Source organism: Saccharopolyspora erythraea NRRL 2338 (assembly GCF_000062885.1).
Lineage (GTDB): Bacteria > Actinomycetota > Actinomycetes > Mycobacteriales > Pseudonocardiaceae > Saccharopolyspora_D > Saccharopolyspora_D erythraea.
Genome location: NC_009142.1, coordinates 2,009,529 through 2,027,714, shown reverse-complemented (window position 1 = coordinate 2,027,714; position 18,186 = coordinate 2,009,529). Strand labels below are relative to the sequence as shown.

Annotated in this window: 17 protein-coding genes and 2 pseudogenes; 10 read left to right on the top strand and 9 right to left on the bottom strand. The window is 72.7% G+C overall.

All coding sequences use genetic code 11. The annotated features are described in order from the left end of the window. Positions 1-5: 5 nt before the first annotated feature. From SACE_RS09050 to msrB, 3 genes are all read left to right on the top strand, one after another. Positions 6-1,229, top strand: a complete 1,224-nt coding sequence (locus tag SACE_RS09050) for an ROK family transcriptional regulator (RefSeq protein WP_011873484.1) — start codon at positions 6-8, stop codon at positions 1,227-1,229. A 31-nt stretch (positions 1,230-1,260) separates the two neighbouring features. Then, on the top strand, positions 1,261-1,569 hold the full coding sequence (locus SACE_RS09045) for a hypothetical protein (protein ID WP_009942687.1): 309 nt from the start codon (positions 1,261-1,263) through the stop codon (positions 1,567-1,569). A gap of 70 nt (positions 1,570-1,639) precedes the next feature. After that, positions 1,640-2,062 carry a peptide-methionine (R)-S-oxide reductase MsrB gene (gene msrB, locus SACE_RS09040; RefSeq protein ID WP_009942688.1) on the top strand — a complete coding sequence of 141 codons (423 nt, stop codon included), beginning with the start codon at positions 1,640-1,642 and terminating at the stop codon, positions 2,060-2,062. A gap of 12 nt (positions 2,063-2,074) precedes the next feature. Here the strand turns inward: msrB and SACE_RS09035 are convergent, their stop codons facing one another. Next, a complete protein-coding gene (locus tag SACE_RS09035) occupies positions 2,075-2,908 on the bottom strand; it encodes a helix-turn-helix transcriptional regulator (protein WP_009942689.1) in 834 nt (277 codons plus the stop codon). An 89-nt stretch (positions 2,909-2,997) separates the two neighbouring features. Between SACE_RS09035 and SACE_RS09030 the strand changes: the two genes are divergently transcribed. Beyond that, positions 2,998-4,047, top strand: a complete 1,050-nt coding sequence (locus SACE_RS09030) for an NAD(P)-dependent alcohol dehydrogenase (RefSeq protein WP_011873483.1) — start codon at positions 2,998-3,000, stop codon at positions 4,045-4,047. A 54-nt stretch (positions 4,048-4,101) separates the two neighbouring features. On the opposite strand, the gene SACE_RS09025 is transcribed toward SACE_RS09030, so the two are convergent. Continuing rightward, positions 4,102-4,653: a GNAT family N-acetyltransferase gene (locus SACE_RS09025; RefSeq protein ID WP_009942692.1), complete on the bottom strand. Its 552-nt coding sequence runs from the start codon at positions 4,651-4,653 to the stop codon at positions 4,102-4,104. A 136-nt stretch (positions 4,654-4,789) separates the two neighbouring features. After that, a complete protein-coding gene (locus SACE_RS09020) occupies positions 4,790-5,116 on the bottom strand; it encodes an antibiotic biosynthesis monooxygenase family protein (RefSeq protein ID WP_009942693.1) in 327 nt (108 codons plus the stop codon). A 54-nt stretch (positions 5,117-5,170) separates the two neighbouring features. Between SACE_RS09020 and SACE_RS09015 the strand changes: the two genes are divergently transcribed. Beyond that, the gene (locus SACE_RS09015; protein ID WP_009942694.1) at positions 5,171-5,599 is read left to right on the top strand and encodes a MarR family winged helix-turn-helix transcriptional regulator; all 429 of its coding nucleotides are present in this window, start codon (positions 5,171-5,173) and stop codon (positions 5,597-5,599) included. 15 nt (positions 5,600-5,614) lie between these two features. Here SACE_RS09015 and SACE_RS09010 read toward each other — a convergent pair whose 3' ends face one another. From SACE_RS09010 to hemE, 4 genes are all read right to left on the bottom strand, one after another. After that, on the bottom strand, positions 5,615-6,400 hold the full coding sequence (locus SACE_RS09010) for a maleate cis-trans isomerase family protein (RefSeq protein ID WP_009942695.1): 786 nt from the start codon (positions 6,398-6,400) through the stop codon (positions 5,615-5,617). Between the two features lie 135 nt (positions 6,401-6,535). Further along, the gene (hemQ, locus tag SACE_RS09005) at positions 6,536-7,231 is read right to left on the bottom strand and encodes a hydrogen peroxide-dependent heme synthase (RefSeq protein WP_009942696.1); all 696 of its coding nucleotides are present in this window, start codon (positions 7,229-7,231) and stop codon (positions 6,536-6,538) included. Positions 7,232-7,257: 26 nt separating this feature from the next. Continuing rightward, the gene (gene hemG, locus SACE_RS09000; protein ID WP_009942698.1) at positions 7,258-8,685 is read right to left on the bottom strand and encodes a protoporphyrinogen oxidase; all 1,428 of its coding nucleotides are present in this window, start codon (positions 8,683-8,685) and stop codon (positions 7,258-7,260) included. Then, entirely contained in the window at positions 8,682-9,773 is a 1,092-nt protein-coding gene (gene hemE, locus SACE_RS08995; RefSeq protein WP_009942699.1) for a uroporphyrinogen decarboxylase, read from the bottom strand. The genes hemG and hemE overlap by 4 nt, the downstream gene beginning before the upstream one ends. Before the next feature lie 211 nt (positions 9,774-9,984). On the opposite strand from hemE, the gene SACE_RS08990 reads away from it, so the two are divergent. The 3 genes and pseudogenes from SACE_RS08990 (at position 9,985) to SACE_RS08980 (ending at position 13,634) form a co-directional block, all read left to right on the top strand. Further along, the gene (locus tag SACE_RS08990) at positions 9,985-10,554 is read left to right on the top strand and encodes a DUF3000 domain-containing protein (protein ID WP_085982274.1); all 570 of its coding nucleotides are present in this window, start codon (positions 9,985-9,987) and stop codon (positions 10,552-10,554) included. Between the two features lie 980 nt (positions 10,555-11,534). Continuing rightward, positions 11,535-12,252, top strand: a pseudogene (locus tag SACE_RS08985) (response regulator). A 122-nt stretch (positions 12,253-12,374) separates the two neighbouring features. Then, positions 12,375-13,634: an HRDC domain-containing protein gene (locus tag SACE_RS08980; protein WP_009942701.1), complete on the top strand. Its 1,260-nt coding sequence runs from the start codon at positions 12,375-12,377 to the stop codon at positions 13,632-13,634. Between the two features lie 375 nt (positions 13,635-14,009). On the opposite strand, the gene SACE_RS08975 is transcribed toward SACE_RS08980, so the two are convergent. After that, complete coding sequence (locus SACE_RS08975) at positions 14,010-14,558, bottom strand: TIGR03086 family metal-binding protein (RefSeq protein ID WP_009942703.1); 549 nt, start codon at positions 14,556-14,558, stop codon at positions 14,010-14,012. A 70-nt stretch (positions 14,559-14,628) separates the two neighbouring features. Then, the gene (locus tag SACE_RS08970) at positions 14,629-15,351 is read right to left on the bottom strand and encodes a helix-turn-helix domain-containing protein (RefSeq protein WP_009942705.1); all 723 of its coding nucleotides are present in this window, start codon (positions 15,349-15,351) and stop codon (positions 14,629-14,631) included. A gap of 470 nt (positions 15,352-15,821) precedes the next feature. Here SACE_RS08970 and istA point away from each other — a divergent pair. Both istA and istB read left to right on the top strand, forming a co-directional pair. Then, a pseudogene (gene istA, locus SACE_RS08965) lies at positions 15,822-17,067 on the top strand (IS21 family transposase). Next, positions 17,067-17,867, top strand: coding sequence for an IS21-like element helper ATPase IstB (gene istB, locus SACE_RS08960; RefSeq protein ID WP_044547220.1), 801 nt, complete (start codon positions 17,067-17,069; stop codon positions 17,865-17,867). The pseudogene istA and the gene istB overlap by 1 nt, the downstream one beginning before the upstream one ends. Positions 17,868-18,186 lie beyond the last annotated feature (319 nt).

Sequence of the window (18,186 nt, the reverse complement as noted above, 5' to 3'; positions counted from 1 at the left end):
GCGAAATGGCCGAGCGTCGGGGCGCCGCCGAGCGCCGGGAACCGCGGATGGTGTCGGACGCGCCGCAGCGCTCGCCGACCCCGCCCGAGGTCCCGGACGCCGCGCCCCGCACCGCCGCGGCACGGGTGCTGACGCTTCTGCACCACGGTGGGCCGCTGTCGCGCAGCAGCGCCACCTCGGCGCTCGGGCTGGCCCGCAGCGCCATCGGCAACGCGCTCGCGGAACTGGAGGCGCTGGGGTTGGTCCGCACGGCCGCCCCCGCGGCCTCCGGCCGCGGACGGCCGTCGCCGCTGGTCGAGGCCGCGCCGACCGCGCCCTTCGTCGTCGCGTGTGCGCTACGGCCCGACCGCCTGGAGGTCACCACCTGCGCCATCGGCGAACCCGTCGCGCCACCGCATCCCCACCCCCTCGGCGAACGCGACTTCGCGCCGGAACGGCTGGCCGCCGTCCTCGCCGAGCAGGTCGAGCTCGCGGTCCGGCAGCAGACCGGCAGCGGCCGGGCCTGCGCGGGTGTGGGTGTCGCGATGCCCGCCGCCATGCGCGAGAGCGACGGCTTCGTGCACTCCTCGCTGTGCTACGGCTGGGCCGACGTGCCGTTCGGGCGGCTGGTGACCGCGCTGCTGCCGGACCTGCCGCTGCACTTCAGCCGGGACAGCAACCTCGCCGGGATGGCCGAGTACCGGCGCGGGGCGGCGGCCGGTGCCGCGAACGCGCTCGTGCTCACCTGCGACGGCAAGGGCATCGGTGGCGCGCTGGTGAACGCGGGCACGCTGTTCACCGGTGGTGGGCACGCGGTGGAGGCCGGGCACCTCATGGTCGACTCCGAGGGCGAGCCGTGCCCGTGCGGTTCGCGCGGCTGCCTGGAGCGCTACGCCGACGGTGCGGCGCTGGCTCGCGCGGCAGGCGCGACCTCCGCCGAGGAAGCCCTCCGAGCCACCACCGCCCGAGCCGGAAGCGCCCGGCGGCGCACCGCAGGCACCCTCGGCGCCGGCCTCGCCGGGCTGGCCACCGTCCTGGACCCCGACCGCATCGTGCTGACCGGCTTGCTGGCCGGCCTGCTGGCCGCCGAGCCCGGCGTGCTGACCGAGGAGCTGCACCGGTTCTCGCTCGTGGCCCGCACCAGGCGGCTGCGGCCGGTGCCCGGCGCGCTCGCCGAACCGGCGCTCACCGGCGCGGCCGACCGCGCCTTCGCCCCGCTGCTGCGCGCTCCCCAGCGGATCGGCGGCTGAAACCGCAGGCCCGCGGCGCTACGGTGGCGGCATGCCAGCGCAGGACGGCGAGGGGCGCGACGGCCCGGCCAGGCGGTTCGACGACGACCTCGCCGGGCTCGATCCGCACGACCCCGAGGCCAGGGCGTTCGCCGAGCACCTCGACCGGATGGAGCGCAGCGGTTCCAAGGCCACCGTCGAGGGGATGCTGCGCGGCGTGGACGACTTCGCCCAGAGCGCCAACCGCGCCCAAGGGCACCGCCGCATGGTCGCGGTCTCCCTGGTCTCGCTGATGCTGTTCGGAGTGCTGTTCACGGTCTACAACGCCGTCGCCTTCGTGCTGGAGACCTTCCTGCGCTGAACCGCGCCGCCCCGTGGGACCACGGGTGCCCGCGCGGGCGGACGATCTTGGAAACGATTAGCGTGGAGGCATGGAACCGGATGTGGGTGCCACCCCGAAGGTCTCGAAGTCCGACGAGGAGTGGCGGCAGCAGCTGAGCCCGACCGAGTACGCGGTGCTCCGGGAAGCGGCCACCGAACGTCCGTGGACCGGCGAGTACGTCGACACCAAGACCCAGGGCGTCTACGAGTGCAGGGCGTGCGGGGCGGAGCTGTTCCGCAGCGAGACCAAGTTCGAGTCGCACTGCGGCTGGCCCTCCTTCTACGACCCCCGCGATACCGACGCGGTGATCCTGCGCGAGGACCGCTCGCTCGGCATGGTGCGGGTGGAGGTGCTGTGCGCGACCTGCCACAGCCACCTGGGCCACGTCTTCGAGGGCGAGGGCTACGACACCCCCACCGACCAGCGCTACTGCATCAACTCGATCGCCCTGCGCCACGTGCCGAAGGCCTGAGGCGGCCCCCGGTCAGCCTGCCGGGACGAGCGTGCTGGTGGCCAGCAGGTTCAGCGACTCTGAGGAGGGCGAGCCGGGTTCGGCGTGGTAGGCGATCACCTTCTGGTCCGGATCCGGCAGGTGCATGGTCTCGTAGGCCAGCGTCAGCGGGCCGACCACCGGGTGCCGGAGCTGCTTGCGCCCGTAGCCGAGATCGCGCACGTCGCGGTCCGCCCACAGGCGGCTGAAGACCTCGCTGCGCCCGGAGAGCTCCTCGACGAGCGCGCACAGCGCCTCGTCGTCGGGGTGGCGCCCGGCGTCGAGCCGCAGGAGCGCCACGATCTCGGTCGCCTTGGCCGTCCAGTCCACGTAGAACTCGCGGGCGGCCGGTTCGAGGAAGACCTGCCGCGCCAGGTTGCGCCGGCCGGGCTCCATCGCGGGGAAGTCTCCCAGCAGCGCACAGGCGAGCCGGTTCCAGCCGAGGATGTCCAGCCGCCGCCCGAGGACGATCGCGGGCGTGCTCTCCATCGCGTCGATGAGCTGCTGCAACGCGGGACGCACCCGCTGCTGCGCGCTGCGGCGCCGCTTGCGCACCGGCCGGACGAGGTTGCGCAGGTGGTCCCGCTCGGCTTGGTCGAGCCGCAGCGCGTCGCAGATCGCCCCGAGCACTTCGCCGGAGACGTTCTGGGCGTGCCCCTGCTCCAGCCGCGTGTAGTACGCCACGCTCACCCCTGCCAGCTGCGCCAGCTCCTCCCGTCGCAGACCGGGGACGCGGCGCCGCCCGTACCGCGGGAGTCCCACGTCAGCGGGGCTCAGCCGGGCACGGCGGGTGCGCAGGAACTGGCTCAGCTCGGTGCGGTGGTCCATGCGAAGGTGCTTCTCCCAGTGGTAGGAACCGGTTTCGTACGTTCAACGCCCGCTGGTCGCGCAGGTGGGGCGTGGGCAGGCTGGACCGCATGAACCACACGATCGCCGCCTACGCCGCACCCTCGCCGAAGGCCCCGCTGGAGCCGACGACGGTCCCGCGCCGCGAGCTCGGCGAGCACGACGTCCTCGTCGACATCTCCTTCGCCGGCATCTGCCACTCGGACATCCACCAGGTCAACGCCGAGTGGGGCGAGGGCATGTTCCCCATGGTGCCCGGACACGAGATCGCGGGGGTCGTCACGGCGGTCGGCTCACAGGTGACCCGCCACACCCCCGGCGACCGCGTCGGGGTGGGGTGCTTCGTCGACTCCTGCCGCGACTGCGGCAACTGCCGGGCCGGTCTGGAGCAGTACTGCACCGGCGAGCTCGGCACGGTGATGACCTACAACGGCGTCGACCGGGACGGCAACCCCACCTACGGCGGCTACGCCAGGCAGGTCGTGGTGGACGAGAGCTACGCGCTGCGCATCCCCGACGGCCTGCCGCTGGACGAGGCGGCGCCGCTGCTGTGCGCGGGCATCACGGTGTACTCGCCGCTCACCCGCTGGGGCGCGGGTCCGGGGCGCAGGGTCGCCGTCGTCGGTCTCGGCGGGCTGGGCCACATGGCGGTCAAGATCGCCCGCGCCAAGGGCGCCGAGGTCACGGTGCTCAGCCAGTCGTTGCGGAAGAGGGACGACGGGCTGCGGCTGGGCGCCGAGCACTACCACGCCACCTCGGACCCGGCCACGTTCGAGCAGCTGGCCGGCAGCTTCGACCTGATCGTCAACACCGTCTCGGCCGACCTCGACCTGGACGCCTACCTCGGCCTGTTGCGCACCGACGGCGCACTGGTGCAGGTCGGCCTGCCCGAGCGCCCGGTGCCGGTCTCGGCGTCGGCGCTGATCGGCGGTCGCCGCACGCTGGCCGGCTCGCTGATCGGCGGGATCGCCGAGACGCAGGAGATGCTGGACTTCTGCGCCGAGCACGGGATCGGCGCCGAGGTCGAGGTGATCCCTGCCGAGCGGATCAACGAGGCCTACCAGCGGGTCCTCGCCAGCGACGTCCGCTACCGCTTCGTCATCGACACCGCGACGATCTGATCCGCCGCGCCGGGTGGCGGGCCACCCGAGCCCGCCACCCGGCGGACGCGGCCCTCAACCCGCGGCGGCAGGCCCCGCCAGCCTCCGCCACACGACGTCGACGCCGACCTCCGCGCCTGCCTGCGGCTCCTGCTGCGGGCAGCGCCGCTCGACCTCGGTGAAGCCCAGCCGCCTGGGCACCGCCGCGCTGGCGTGGTTGGCGGCGTCGTGGACGATCTCGACCTGTCCGGCGCCGAGGCGGAACGCCTCGCCCACCAGCGCCCGCGCCGCCCGGGTCGCGATGCCCCGCCCGGTGTGCCCGGGGTGCAGCCAGTACCCGATCTCGAAACCCCCGGTGCGCGCCATCAGGCTGCAACAGCCGATGGCCGCGCCGTCCTCGGCGAGGATCGCGTAGTTGTAGGCCGCGCCGCTGTCCCAGTCGGCCTGGCTGCGCTCGATGAACTTCAGCGCCTCCGGCCGCCCGTAGCCGTCGGCCGCCCACGCCATCCACGGCGCCAGGTGGTCGAGCGCCTCGGTCGTCACCCGCAGCGCCTCGTCGCCGTCGCCGCGGAACCAGCGGCGAAGCCGTACCCCGCCGTCGGCCAGAAGCTCCGATGGTCGCTCCACGCCCGCCAATTCTGGTGTCGGCCACCGCCTGCGGCACTCCGGCTTCCGAGTGGTCTTCGGCTCGTCGGGCGCCTCAGGGCCGGAGAGCACCCGAGGTTCCGCCACCCGCCACGCGAGGCGAGTTCGAGACAGCCTCTCAGGCGTGGCGCACGGAGTCGACGGAGTAGAGCGCCGGTTCGGCCCTGGCGATCGCGGTGGCGGCCGCCATGTGCTGCCGGCATTCCGGGTTGGCCAGCATCCGCTGGAAGTGCTCCGCGCTCTCCCACTGCGCGTAGTTCGCCACGCGGGTGCCGTCCAGGCCGACGTGCAGGTTCGCCGAGACGAAGCCGGGCTGGTGGCGCATGACCTCCTCGGTCGCCCGCGCCAGCACGTCGACCAGCTCCCGCTGGCGGTCGGGTTCCACGGTGAAGACGTTGATCAGCGTGACGAACTCGGCGTCGGCGTTGATCTCGGTGGTCGGCATGCCCGCTCCTCTATGTCAGGTTCCTTACACACGTATTGTTGTAAGGTTCCTGACATGAGTCAAGCCGACGTCCGGAACCGGGCCGGGTACCAGGTCAAACGTGCCCAGCAAGCGCTGCACCAGGCGTGCGAGCGCCGGCTCCGCCCCCTCGGGCTCTCGATGTCGAAGTACGCCGTCCTGCACGCGCTCGACGGCGAACCCGGGATCTCCTCCGCCGAGCTCGCACGGCGGTGCTTCGTCACCCGCCAGTCGCTGCAGGACGTGCTCGGCGGTCTGCGCGGCGCGGGCCTGGTCGCCGTCGCCGAGAGCGCGACCGGCGGCAGGGCGCGTCCGGTGACGCTCACCGGTGCGGGAGAGCGGCTGCTGGGCGAAGCCGACCGCGCCGTCTCGGAGGTCGAGGAACGCATGCTTGCGGGAATCGGACCCGACGACCGGAGGCGGCTGGTCGAACTGCTGGCCTCCTGCGCGGACAGCCTTTCCTGAGACCGGGTTCCGGTTTCACTCCTCCGGCAGCGGGGGCTGGACCTCGAACAGGCATCCGTACCCGTGCACCGGGACGTTCAGTCCGCCGGCGTGCAGCGCGTGCCACAGCAGGACCTGGTTGGCGGTGAGCACCGGGCGTCCGAGGTCCTGCTCCAGCGCGGCGATCACGCCTACCGCGCGCATCCCGTTCCCGCCGACGAACACGGCCTCGGCGCGGGCGGACACGTGCTCGCGCACCCAGTCGTAGAGCTCACCGGGATTGATGCTGCGCTGGTTGCTGGGCAACCCGACCGGCGAGTTGAACACCACCTCCAGGCCCTGGTCCCGGAAGTACTCCGCGCCCATGCCGCTGAGCTCCTGGTCGAACCAGGGCGGATCCAGCAGGGCCAGCTCGCCCACGCCGAGCGCCCGCAGGGCGAGCACGGCGGCCGAGCAGGTGGCGACGACCGGGATGCCGTGCGTGGCGGCGTCGAGCCGGTGGAGCAGCTCCGCCTCGGCCGCCGGACCGGTCGCGTACCCGGAGCTGGTGAAGGCGAAGGCGATGCTGCGCACCGGCGCCGCGGCCAGCAGCCGCGCCGCGTCGTCGACGTGCGGCGGATCGGGGTACTCCCGGATCGGCGCGAGCGGGATCGTCGGCGGTATCCGGCCGCCGCGGGCCATCGCGCCGAACGGCACCCGCGCCGCGTGTACGCGGACACCGTCGGGCGCCATCGCCTGCAACTCCGACTCCGGCCCGACGTCCCCGTGCGGGGTCAGCACCCCGATCCGCGCTCGCGCGTCCCACCCGTCCGGTTGCCACATAGCGCCATTCCAAGCCCGGCGGCGCCGCGCCGCGACCGGAGGGCCGCCAGCGCGACCGGGGCGGCTCAGGACCGGCGGGTAGCACAGAGCACACCGGCCGCTCGGGGCAGACCGGCAGCTCGAGGCGCCAGCGGCTCAGGGCAGGCGGGTGACCAGGTCGGCGACGTCCACGCGGTGACCGGTGTAGAAAGGGGTCTCCTCACGCACGTGCAGCCGCGCCTCGGTGTAGCGCATCTTCCACATCAGGTCGACGATCCGGTGCAGCTCGTCGGCCTCGAAGGCCAGCACCCACTCGTAGTCGCCGAGCCCGAACGACGCGACCGTGTTCGCGCGCACGTCGGGGTAGTCCCGAGCGGCCTTGCCGTGGTCGGCCAGCATCGTGCGGCGCTCGTCGTCGGGCATCAGGTACCACTCGTAGGAGCGCACGAACGGGTACACGCAGACGTACTTGCGCGGCTCCTCACCGGCGAGGAACGCCGGGATGTGGCTCTTGTTGAACTCCGCCGGGCGGTGCAGCGCGACGTTGCTCCAGACCGGCTCCGACGAGTGCCCCAGCGGCGTCTCGCGGCGGAACCCGGTGTAGGCGGCCTGCACGGCCTCGACCTCGGCGGCGTGCCACCAGATCATGAAGTCGGCGTCGGCGCGCAGACCCGACACGTCGTAGACGCCGCGCACCACGACACCGGATTCCTCCAGGGAGTCCAGGTACTCCTTGGTCGCCAGCGCGGCCTTCTCCCGGTCCTCGGGCAGGGTGTCCTGCTCGATGCGGAAGACCGACCACATCGTGTAGCGGATCGTGTCGTTGAGCTCGGAGTAGTTCAGACGCGCCATGGCTCCATGTTCCCACCGCGACCTGGTCAGGCCGCCACGAGGTCTCGCGTGACCTTGGCCGCGGCCGCCTGCCCGGTCGCCACGCAGGCGGGCACGCCGAGGCCGTGCAGCGCGGCACCCGCCACGGCCAGCCCCGGCACCTCGCCGACGGCTCGCTCGATGCCGGAGATCGCGTCGAGGTGCCCGACGCCGTACTGCGGCAGCCCGCCGCCCCAGCGCAGCACGGCGGTGTCGACCGGGTCGACGGCCGCGCCGATCAGCTCGGAGAGGTCGGCGCGCACCCGGCGCAGCAGCTCCTCGTCGGTCAGCCGCAGTTCCTCGGTCTCGCCGAAGCGACCCACCGAACCGCGGACCAGCAGCTCGCCGTTCTCGCCGCGCAGGTGCGGCCACTTGCGGCTGGAGAAGGTGAACGCCTTGGCGGTGAACGGCGTGCCGTCGGCGTGGGTCTCGCCGCGCGCGATCAGCACGCCCGAAGCGTCGGGCAACGGCGTCTCGGGCGGCAGGGCCAGGCCGACGACGACCATGGAGGCGACGTCCACCCCGGCCATCCGGTCGGCGGCCTCCGGCACCACGCCGGAAAGCAGCCGGCGGGCCGCGGGAGCGGGGACGGCGAGCACGACCGCGTCGGCCTCCAGCACGTCCGGGGTCGGCGCGGAGCCGATCTCCAGCCGCCATCCGGTTCCGCTGCGCTCCACCGCCCGCACCGGCAGCCCGAGGCGGACCTCGGCGGCGCACTCGCGGACGAGCTCGTCGACCAGCCGCTGGTAGCCGTTGGCGAAGGCGCCGAACACCGGCGGCTTGCGCCCCGGCTCGCTCGGCGCGGGCAGCGCCGCGGCCGCCGCGGCCGTGACCGACTGCGCGCCGGCGTCGATGGCCGCGGCGAGCGCGGGGATCGTCGCGCGCAGGCCGAGCAGGTCGGCGTTGCCCGCGTAGACCCCGCCGAGCAGCGGCTCCACCAGCCGGTCGACGACCTCGTCGCCGACCCGTTCGCGCAGCAGCCTGCCGACCGACACGTCGGCTCCGCCCAGTTCCAGCGGCGGCAGGTCGGCCTCCGCGCGCACCGCCGCGACGCCCGCTTCGGACAGGACGTCCTGGACGGCTTCGGGCGAGGACGGCACACCCATGACGGTGCCGCCGGGCAGCGGCCGGGTCCGTCCGCCGGCGCGCACCGTGGCCGAGGCGCTGCCCGGGTACACGATGCCGTCGTCGACGCCCAGCTCCTCGGCCAGCCGCAGGACTTCGGGCCTGCGCACCAGGAACGCCTCGGCTCCGAGGTCGAACTCGCGGCCCGCCAGCCGGACCGTGCGCAGCTTCCCGCCGAGCCGGTCGGTCTGCTCGACCAGGGTGATGTGCGCCTGCGGCCCGAGCTCCCGGCGCAGCTCGTACGCGGCGGCCAGCCCGGCCGCGCCGCCGCCGACGACCGCGACCCGCTGCGGCACCTCGCCTCGGCTCACCGCGCGCTCTCGGCGTGCACGAGTTCGACGACCCTGGTCAGCACACCGGGATCGGTGCTCGGCAGCACGCCGTGACCGAGGTTGAAGATGTGCCCGCCCGCGGCCCGCCCCTCGGCGAGGATGCGGCGCACCTCCCGCTCGACGGCCTCCCAGCCCGCGAACAGCACCGCGGGGTCGAGGTTGCCCTGCACGACCGGCGCCCCCTGGTCCGGTCCGGCCTCGCGCAGCCGCTGCGCCGCGGTGTCGAGCGGGACCCGCCAGTCGACGCCCACGACGTCGGCGCCCGCCGAGCGCATCGCGCCCAGCAGCTCGCCGGTGCCCACCCCGAAGTGGATCTTGGGCACGCCGGCGGCGCCCGGCGTCTCGGCGACGCCCTCGAAGATGCGGCGGCTGTGCGGCAGCACGAACTCGCGGTAGTCGCGCAGCGACAGCGCACCGGCCCAGGAGTCGAAGAGCTGGATCGCGTCCACGCCAGCGGCGAGCTGGGTCCGCAGGAAAGTCAGCGTCGTGTCGGCCAGCTTCTCCAGCAGCGCGTGCCAGGTCGCGGGCTCGGAGTGCATCAGCGCCTTGGTGCGCTCGTGGTTGCGGCTCGGGCCGCCCTCGACGAGGTAGGAGGCCAGCGTGAAAGGCGCACCGGCGAAGCCGATCAGCGGCGTGCTGCCCAGCTCGTCGAGCAGCAGGCCGACCGCGTCACCGACCTTGGAGACCTGCTCGGGCGCCAGCGACGGCAGCGCCGCGACGTCGGCGGCGGTGCGCACCGGCTCGGCCACCACCGGTCCGGTGCCCGCCACGATGTCCAGCCCCACACCGGCGGCGTGCAGCGGGAGCACGATGTCGCTGAACAGGATCGCGGCGTCCACGCCGTGGCGGCGCACCGGCTGCGCGGTGATCTCGCACACCAGGTCGGGCGTCAGGCACGACTGCAGCATCGGGATGCCTTCGCGCACCTTGCGGTACTCCGGCAGCGAGCGGCCCGCCTGCCGCATGAACCAGACCGGCGTGTGCCGGGGCGTCTCGCCGCGAGCAGCGGCCAGCAGGGGTGCGTCGGCGAGGTCGCGGCGGGGCGTGACCGGTGCGGAATTCGTCATCGAAGTGCTGCCCGTGGGTCGTGTGGTCGGTCCCCGGGCGGTCATGGCTTGCCGAACTCGCGGGAAACCGGCTTGCGAAGGCCATCTTCGCACGCCCGCACGACGGCTCCGGCGGCACCGCCGGGGCCGTCTTGATCTTTCTCGGCGCGGCTCGGCGTGGCTTGCCGCGCCGTCGCCGCACGGGCGCCTACAGTGCATCGGTGTGACGGAGATGCCGGTGGCGCCCGAGTTGTTCCGGCAGGCGGTTGCCGCGTTGAAGTCGTCCCGCCCGCGCCAGGAGATCGAGGTCAGCGAGGTCGGGCCGCCGCGGCGGCTCGCGCCGTGGGCCTACGCGGTCGCGGCGGAGGCCAACGGACCGGCGGGCGAGCTGGCAACCGCGCGGTTCGTCCTGCTGCACGACCCGGACGGCCAGGAGGCGTGGAAGGGCGTGCTTCGGCTGGTCATCTACCTGCGGGTGGAGCTCGATCCCGAACTGGCGACCGACCCGCTGCTGCCCGCCGTCGGCTGGTCCTGGCTCACCGACGCGCTGGAGGACTCCGGGGCGTCGTGGACGGCGCTGGGCGGCACGGTGACGCTGACGTCGTCGGCCCGCTTCGGCGACATCGCGGGACCCACGCGCAGCCACGACCTGGAGCTGCGCGGGTCGTGGACCGCGACCGACGCCGACCTCGGACCGCACGGGGCGGCGTTCCACCAGCTGATGGCGACCGCGGCCGGGCTCCCGCCGGAAGGCGTCTCGATGCTCGGGCCCCGCACGGCGGACAACGGCCGCCCCTGCTGACCGCGCCTCGGCGCTCACGGGGCGCGGGCGCGCAATTCCGGGCGTCGGCCCAGCTTCCGGCCCTGAGCCTGATGACGGCTGGGGTCTCGTGCTGGATGTCGACCGCGTGCAGCTACCTCGTCATGGTTTTGCCGGCTGCGTGACGCTCGCTGCGCTCGCCGTGGCCCCTCGGCTCCGACGCGCGTTCCGACGGTGTGCGGAGCGGTTCCGGTGAGTCGCGCGAGACGCCGCCGCGTATGCCTCAGTGCTGGGCTCCGATCGGCCCCTCGGATCGCCCGTGGCCGCCGGAAGCCGCCGTGCGCACCGGATTGCCCCGACCGGGCCGGGACCGCCCGTTCCGCTGCGTGACCGTCCGGCACCCGAATGCCACGCCACAGCCGTCCTCGCACTGCCACTCGCCGCAGGAGGCAGGCCGCTCGGCGCTGCCACCCGAACGCCGACCGATCGCCGTCGGAGAGTCGCCAACCGGTCACCCGCCGTTCTCACCCGAAGCGGCGACCGTTCGCCGCGGGAGAGCCGTCATTGATCACTCCCCGCCGACCGTTCACCGCTCGTCACTCGAACGCCAGTCGCACGAAGCGTGACCACCCAAGCGCGTTCCGTTACATTTCTGCATTGCTCACGCCTGACCGCGACGCCGCGCCGCGACACGCCGAGGCGGGCCGACCGCCCCCGAGACCTCCCGTCGGCCCGATCGAAACGATTGAATGCGCAAACTTTTCACGATCCGCAATCTAGGTGTGTCGTTCCGCCACGTACCGACGTTAGCCAGATCGCCTACTGTCACCCGATTGAGCGATGCAATCATGTCCGAGTAACAACTCGATCGGGATACATACCCGATTGATCGTCCCGCTGACCCGCTTGGGCGGTTACGCTGCCCCCGACGACACCACTTTCGGTCGATCAGTGGCGCGGCTGATTGGTCGAGAGTCCCGGTGCCGGTCGGGGGGCACGACCGACTCCAGGGAGGTAGTGACGTGGCTGCCGTCGGCTTAGGTCAGGCCGCTCGAACCACGCCTGCCGGCGCTTTGCCGGCCAACATGGTCCCGCACCCGCGGGAAGAGCTGTTCACGGTGCTCGTGGTGGATGACCATCCGCTGCTCCGGGAGGCAATCGCCGCCCGGTTGCTGCAGATGGGCGCCGGCACGGTGCACGAGGCCGCATCGATGGCCGAGGCCAGGGCTCGGGCCCTGGCGACCGGTCCGTGCGACCTCGCCATCCTCGATCTCGGACTCCCCGACGGGACCGGCATCGACCTGGTGACGGAACTCCGTACCCAGGGCTGGCCGCGGATCGTGGTGCTCGCTTCGTCCGATGACCCCTACGCGGTCCGGGCCGCCTTCCAGGCAGGTGCGCAGGCGTACCTGCTGAAGTCGGCCTCGCCGATGGTGGTCACCGACGGGGTGCGCCGCGTTCTCGACGGCGGCGTGTATGCCGATCCCAGCGTGGCCCCGGTTCTCGCCGCGGGCACGAGGGTTCCGGGAACCGACAACACGCCCCGGGAGCTTTCCGGGCGTGAAGTGGAGGTGCTCCAACTCGTGGCCGACGGCCGATCCAACAAGGAGATCGGCGAGGCGCTCAACCTGTCCGCGCTCACGGTGAAGAGCCACCTGTCGCGGATCGGCCGCAAGCTGGGCACCGGCCGACCGGGCTCAGATGGTCGCCCTGGCCATGCGCGCCGGGGTGATCAGATGACGGGCTGAGAGATCCACTGGTGCGGGCGCCCCCTCGGCGCCCGCACCGCCGACCCCGGTGCGGCCGGACCGGCGACCTCGGGCAGTCCAGCCCACACCAAGGACCGGAACACGTAAGGTCTGATGGCCGTGGAAGCTGCAACTCCCGAGTCCACCGGACCCGGCCGCCCGGAACCGGTGCTGCTGACCGAGCCGGCCGACGGCGTACCGCCGGTGGTCGACTCCCCCGTCGCGCTGCAAGCCGCCGCTACCGCGCTCGCCGCGGGAACCGGCCCGGTGGCGGTCGACACCGAGCGAGCCTCGGGTTACCGCTACTCGCAGCGCGCCTACCTGGTGCAACTGCGCCGGGAGGGCGCGGGCACGGTGCTGGTCGATCCGATCGCGCTGGCGGGCTCGCTGGAACCCCTGGCCACCGCGTTGGACGACACCGAGTGGGTGCTGCACGCGGCGTCGCAGGACCTGCCGTGCCTGGCCGAGCTGGATCTGCGGCCCGCGCGGCTGTTCGACACCGAACTGGCCGGCCGTCTCGCCGGGTTCGACCGGGTCTCGCTCGGCGCACTCGTCGAGCGCATGCTCGGCTACCGGCTCGAGAAGGGCCACAGCGCGGCCGACTGGTCGCGCCGTCCGCTGCCCGCGGACTGGCTCGCCTACGCCGCGCTCGACGTCGAGTTGCTGGTCGCCCTGCGCGAGGCGATGCACGCCGAGCTGGAGCGCCAGGACAAGCTCGAGTGGGCGTGGGAGGAGTTCGAAGCCGTACGCGCCGCCCCGCCCGCGCCGCCGCGCGCCGAACCGTGGCGCCGCACGTCCGGCATCCACCGGGTGCGCAGCCCCCGCCAGCTCGCGGCGGTCCGCGCGCTGTGGGAGGCGCGTGACGCGGTCGCCCGCGAACGCGACATCGCGCCGGGGCGCATCCTGCCCGACAGCTCGATAGTGCAGGCCGCGCAGGCGAATCCGAAGACGGAGGCGGAGCTGACCGCGCTGCCGGTCTTCGGCGGCAGGCAGCAACGGCGCCGCGCCTCGATGTGGCTGCACGCCCTGCGCAACGCGCGTCGGCTGTCGGCCGACGAGCTTCCGGTGGCCTCGCCGCCCAACGACGGTCCGCCACCGCCCAACCGGTGGGCCGACCGCGATCCGGCCGCCGCGGCCCGGCTTACCGCGGCCCGCGCGAAGCTCTCCGAGCTCGCCGAGAAGCACCAGTTGCCCGCGGAGAACCTGCTGCTGCCCGATCTCGTCCGCCGCACCTGCTGGGCGCCGCCGGAGGACATCGGCGAGGAAGCCGTCGCGCGACTGCTGCGCGAGAAGGGCGCCCGCGAGTGGCAGATCGCGCTGACCGCGAACGCCCTCAGCACCGCACTGCACGCCGAACCGGCCGCGACGGAGTAGGCCCGCGGCGCGGGCGCTGGCGCTGCAGCCGGGAGTCGTGGCTCCGGCCGGGGCGTTATGGTCCGGCCGGAGAGTGGGGACTGGCCCAGTTTTGGGCTCGCCCGGTGTTCTGGGTCCGGTGCGGCTTTGTGGCGATGCCCCGTGTTCGTGTCCGGGCTCAATGTCTTGGGGCCAGCCCGTGTTATGGGCGAGTCGCGATCGCTGCCGGACCGCTGCGAGAGCCGCGCGGCCGACGCGAGCGCTAAGCGCGCAGCGCCAGTGCAGGCACAAGGCTGCGCGCGTCGGCACAATCCCGCCCCACCACCGGAATCCGGCGGTGGGGCGCCCGGAAATCCGGCGCTGGGACGCGGAAATCCGGCTCTAGTCGTCCCGGACTTACGGTCGGCGGCCGAGGAACGCCAGCAACTTCTCCTGTTCCGACGCGTCCTCACCGACGACGACCTCGGGGCCGCAGACTCCGCTCCTGCGGAGGTTGTCACCGAGGGCGCGGGCGTCGGCGTAGACCCTGGTGACCTCGTGCTCGGGCAGCGACTCGTCCTGCCCGGTGGCGCGCGCGATGTCCCAGCCGTGCACCAGGAGGTCGAAGCCGAGGAAGCGGTCGACGGTCGCCTCCGCTGTGGTCGGCCCGAAAATCCCGTCGTACCGCTTGCCCGCGCGGTCGGGATCTTCCAGCAGTTCCTGGATGGCGTCGCGGGCCTCGCTCCACGCACCGACCGGGTCGTCGTCGACGTGGCGGTGCAGGGTGACCGACAGCCCCGCCCACGACGGCATGTCGCGGTGCACCTCGACGACGTGGCGCAGCACGTCCCGTGCCGTCCAGCCCTCGCATGGCGAGGGGTTTTCCCAGCTTCCGGCGGGAACGGCCGCGACGCGGCGGGTGAACTCGGCGGCCAGCGCCCGGTAGCGCTCGGAGATGTCACTCATGCACCAGAGCATGCTCCGCCGAGGTCAGGTTGTCGTGTACGGATCGGACACCGCGGTCCTCCGCTCCCCCTCAACCGCTGATGAGCTCGCGAGGGCTCGCCCCACCGATCTGGCGGCAGTCGCGTGAGAGGTGCGACTGGTCGGTGTAACCGGCGGCGGCCGCGAGTTCGGCCAACCCGGCGGGAGCGCCGGGGTGGCGGGCCATCCGCAGGAAGCCCTGGAGCCGCAGGATGCGCCGCAGCATCGACGGCCCGTACCCGAAGGTGCGCGTGCAACGCCGGTTGAGCTGCCGCTCGCTCAGCCCGGTCGCCTGCGCCATGGTCGCGACGGTGGTGCTGGTGTCGTGCAGGAGCATCCGCCGCACCGTCTCGGTCGCCGGGTCCTGCGGCGCGGCCCCGGCCAGCCACCTGCGGGCGTGTTCCTGCAGGATGCCGAGCCGTTTCCGCTGGTCGCCCGCGTCGCCGAGCTGCTCGGAGAGCAGCCGCTGCGCGCGCGACCCGAGCACGTCGTCCAGCCCGACCCGCCGGTCCCGCACGTCGGCGGTGTCGAAACCCAGCACGCTCCCGGCACGCCCCGGCCGGAACCGCACCCCCACGGCCTCGACCCCGGCGGGGAAGCGGAACGACCACGCAGCGGTCTCGGGCCCGCAGACGCGCACCACGCCGGTGCTGATCCACAGGACGTCGACGCAACCGTCCGGCACCAGACTCGCCTGCCCACCCACATCGGCCGTCCAGCCGGTGACCAGATCCGGCACCAGATCGGGAGCGACAGCCGACGGCGTGTACAGCATGGCCAGAGCCTAGGCCGGGACGGCGACAGCGGGAGGCTGCGACGGCGGCCAGAAGACCGCGCAGCGGCGGGCGCGGGTACCGACACACGGCAGCTCCCTACAAGCCACGTACCCGACACACCCCCGCGAGTCGGACACCCGGCACACCGCTGCGCCGACACACGGCCTGCCCGACACACCCCCGCGAGTCGGACACCCGGCACACCGCCACACCGACACACGGCCTGGCCGACACACCGGCGCGAGTCGTGGACCGACCGCCCAGCACGAGCTGGGGATCGGACACACCCGCGCGATCCGACAACCAACACGCCGCTACGCGCGGGGCACACAACACACCAGCGCGAGTTGGGGACCGGACACGCCAACGGCGAGTCCGACGCCCGACATACCGCTGCGCTGTCGCGGACGGGTGAATCCTGACCCGGTGTGGGCGGGCGAAATCGGACCCACTCCCTGACAAGTAGGGAGTGATCAGCGTGGAGGACTGGGCAGAGATCCGTCGGTTGCATCGGTGTGAGGGCATGCCGATTCGGGCGATCGTCCGGAAGCTGGGTGTCGGGCGGAACACGGTGCGGCGGGCGTTGGCTTCGGAGGGGCCGCCGCGGTATCAGCGGCCGTCGAAGGGCTCGGTCGTGGATGCGGTGGAGCCGCAGATCCGGGCGTTGTTGGCGGAGTGGCCGACGATGCCGGTGCCGGTGATCGCCGAGAGGATCGGCTGGCTGCGGGGCCTGACGGTGCTCAAGGACCGGGTGCGGGAGTTGCGCCCGTTGTTCCTGCCGCCTGATCCGGTGTCGCGGACGGTGTATCAGCCCGGTGAGCTGGCCCAATGCGACCTGTGGTTCCCGCCGGTCGATATCCCGCTGGGGTTCGGGCAGGTGGGGCGGCCGCCGGTGCTGGTGATGGTGTCGGGCTATTCGCGGGTGATCGCCGCGAGGTTGATCCCGTCGCGGCAGGGCCCGGATCTGCTGGCCGGGCACTGGGCGCTGTTGTCGGGGTGGGGGCGGGTGCCCAAGACGCTGGTGTGGGACAACGAGTCCGCGGTCGGGTTCCGCAAGGCCGGTCGGCCGGTGCTGACCGAGGCGATGAACGCTTTTCGCGGGACGCTCGGGATCGCGGTGATCCAATGCCGCCTCGGTGACCCGGAGGCCAAAGGCTGGTGGAACGGGCCAACGGCTATCTGGAGACCTCGTTTCTGCCCGGCCGCCGGTTCACCTCACCGGCTGATTTCAACACCCAGCTGGCCGACTGGCTGGTTCGGGCCAACCAACGTCACCACCGCATCCTCGGGTGTCGGCCGGCCGACCGGTGGGAGCACGACGGCAAGCCATGCTGGCCTTGCCGCCGGTGGCCCCAGTGACCGGATGGCGCGCGAGTATCCGGCTGCCGCGTGATCACTACGTGCGGTTGGGCGCCAACGACTACTCGGTGCACCCGTCGGCGATCGGTCACCGCGTCGAGATCACCGGCGATCTAGAGCACGTGGAAGTGTCCTGCCAAGGTGGCGGCCTGGTCGCCCGGCATCAGCGGTGTTGGGCGGCGCACCAGAGCATCACCGACCCCGACCACGCCACCGCCGCAGCCAGGCTGCGCCAGCAAGCCCGCCGGGCCAGCCTGCGCCCGGTCGACACACCCGTCGAGCACCGCGAGCTCGCCGACTACGACCGCGCACTCGGCCTCGACACCGACACCACCGATGACCAGGGGGTGGCGTGATGACCGGCAAACCCACCACCAGTAGTCGCAACGTGGCTGCCGAGATCGCCTACCTCGCCCGGGCGTTGAAGGCACCGTCGCTGGCCGGGGCGGTCGAGCGGCTGGCCGAACGGGCCCGGGCCGAGGACTGGTCCCACGAGGAGTTCCTGGCCGCCTGCCTGCAACGCGAGGTCGCCGCCCGCGAGTCCCACGGCGGCGAGGGCCGCATCCGCACCGCCCGGTTCCCGAGCAGGAAGTCGCTGGAGGAGTTCGATTTCGATCACCAACGCTCCCTCAAACGCGACACGATCACACATCTCGGAACACTGGACTTCATCGCGGGCAAGGAAAACGTGGTCTTCCTCGGGCCTCCCGGCACCGGCAAGACCCACCTGTCGATCGGACTCGGGATCCGGGCCTGCCAGGCCGGACACCGCGTCTCGTTTGCCACCGCCGCCGGGTGGGTAGCCCGGCTCGCCGAGGCCAGCCACGCCGGACGACTCCAGCAGGAACTGGTCAAACTCGGCCGGATCCCGCTACTGATCATCGACGAGGTCGGCTACATCCCGTTCGAAGCCGAAGCCGCGAACCTGTTCTTCCAGCTGGTCTCCGCCCGCTACGAGAGAGCCAGCCTGATCGTCACCAGCAACAAACCCTTCGGCCGCTGGGGCGAGGTCTTCGGCGACGACGTCGTCGCCGCCGCCATGATCGACCGCCTCGTCCACCACGCCGAAGTCATCTCACTGAAAGGAGACAGCTACCGCCTCAAAGACCGCCAAGACCTCGGCCGCGTGCCCGCGGCCACCAACACCAACGACTAAACATCAACAACCAGGGTGGGTCCATTTTCAGCCGCCGCAGCCGGGTCCACATTCGGCCGCCGTTGACATGCGCGCCGGACACCCAACATGTCAGCGCGAGTCGGGGACCGACACACCAGCGTGGAGCGGCTCCGACACACCAGCGCCAAACCCGCGTATCCGACACACCCCCGCGAGTCGGGCACGCAAGACGCCCTCGCGCGTCGGGGCAGACACACCGCCACACCGACACGCCAACGCAAGCCGCGCGGCCAGACATGCCTCGGGAGTTGGGCGCCCGACACGGTGCCCTACCGACACATCCTCGCGAGTCGGGGAC

Coding starts and splice junctions, on each gene's coding strand:
- SACE_RS09050 (WP_011873484.1), top strand. CDS start 6: ATGGCCGAGCGTCGGGGCGCCGCCGAGCGCCGGGAACCGCGGATGGTG.
- SACE_RS09045 (WP_009942687.1), top strand. CDS start 1,261: ATGCCAGCGCAGGACGGCGAGGGGCGCGACGGCCCGGCCAGGCGGTTC.
- msrB (WP_009942688.1), top strand. CDS start 1,640: ATGGAACCGGATGTGGGTGCCACCCCGAAGGTCTCGAAGTCCGACGAG.
- SACE_RS09035 (WP_009942689.1), bottom strand. CDS start 2,908: ATGGACCACCGCACCGAGCTGAGCCAGTTCCTGCGCACCCGCCGTGCC.
- SACE_RS09030 (WP_011873483.1), top strand. CDS start 2,998: ATGAACCACACGATCGCCGCCTACGCCGCACCCTCGCCGAAGGCCCCG.
- SACE_RS09020 (WP_009942693.1), bottom strand. CDS start 5,116: ATGCCGACCACCGAGATCAACGCCGACGCCGAGTTCGTCACGCTGATC.
- SACE_RS09015 (WP_009942694.1), top strand. CDS start 5,171: ATGAGTCAAGCCGACGTCCGGAACCGGGCCGGGTACCAGGTCAAACGT.
- SACE_RS09010 (WP_009942695.1), bottom strand. CDS start 6,400: ATGTGGCAACCGGACGGGTGGGACGCGCGAGCGCGGATCGGGGTGCTG.
- hemQ (WP_009942696.1), bottom strand. CDS start 7,231: ATGGCGCGTCTGAACTACTCCGAGCTCAACGACACGATCCGCTACACG.
- hemE (WP_009942699.1), bottom strand. CDS start 9,773: ATGACGAATTCCGCACCGGTCACGCCCCGCCGCGACCTCGCCGACGCA.
- SACE_RS08990 (WP_085982274.1), top strand. CDS start 9,985: ATGCCGGTGGCGCCCGAGTTGTTCCGGCAGGCGGTTGCCGCGTTGAAG.
- SACE_RS08980 (WP_009942701.1), top strand. CDS start 12,375: ATGGCCGTGGAAGCTGCAACTCCCGAGTCCACCGGACCCGGCCGCCCG.
- SACE_RS08975 (WP_009942703.1), bottom strand. CDS start 14,558: ATGAGTGACATCTCCGAGCGCTACCGGGCGCTGGCCGCCGAGTTCACC.
- SACE_RS08970 (WP_009942705.1), bottom strand. CDS start 15,351: ATGCTGTACACGCCGTCGGCTGTCGCTCCCGATCTGGTGCCGGATCTG.
- istB (WP_044547220.1), top strand. CDS start 17,067: ATGACCGGCAAACCCACCACCAGTAGTCGCAACGTGGCTGCCGAGATC.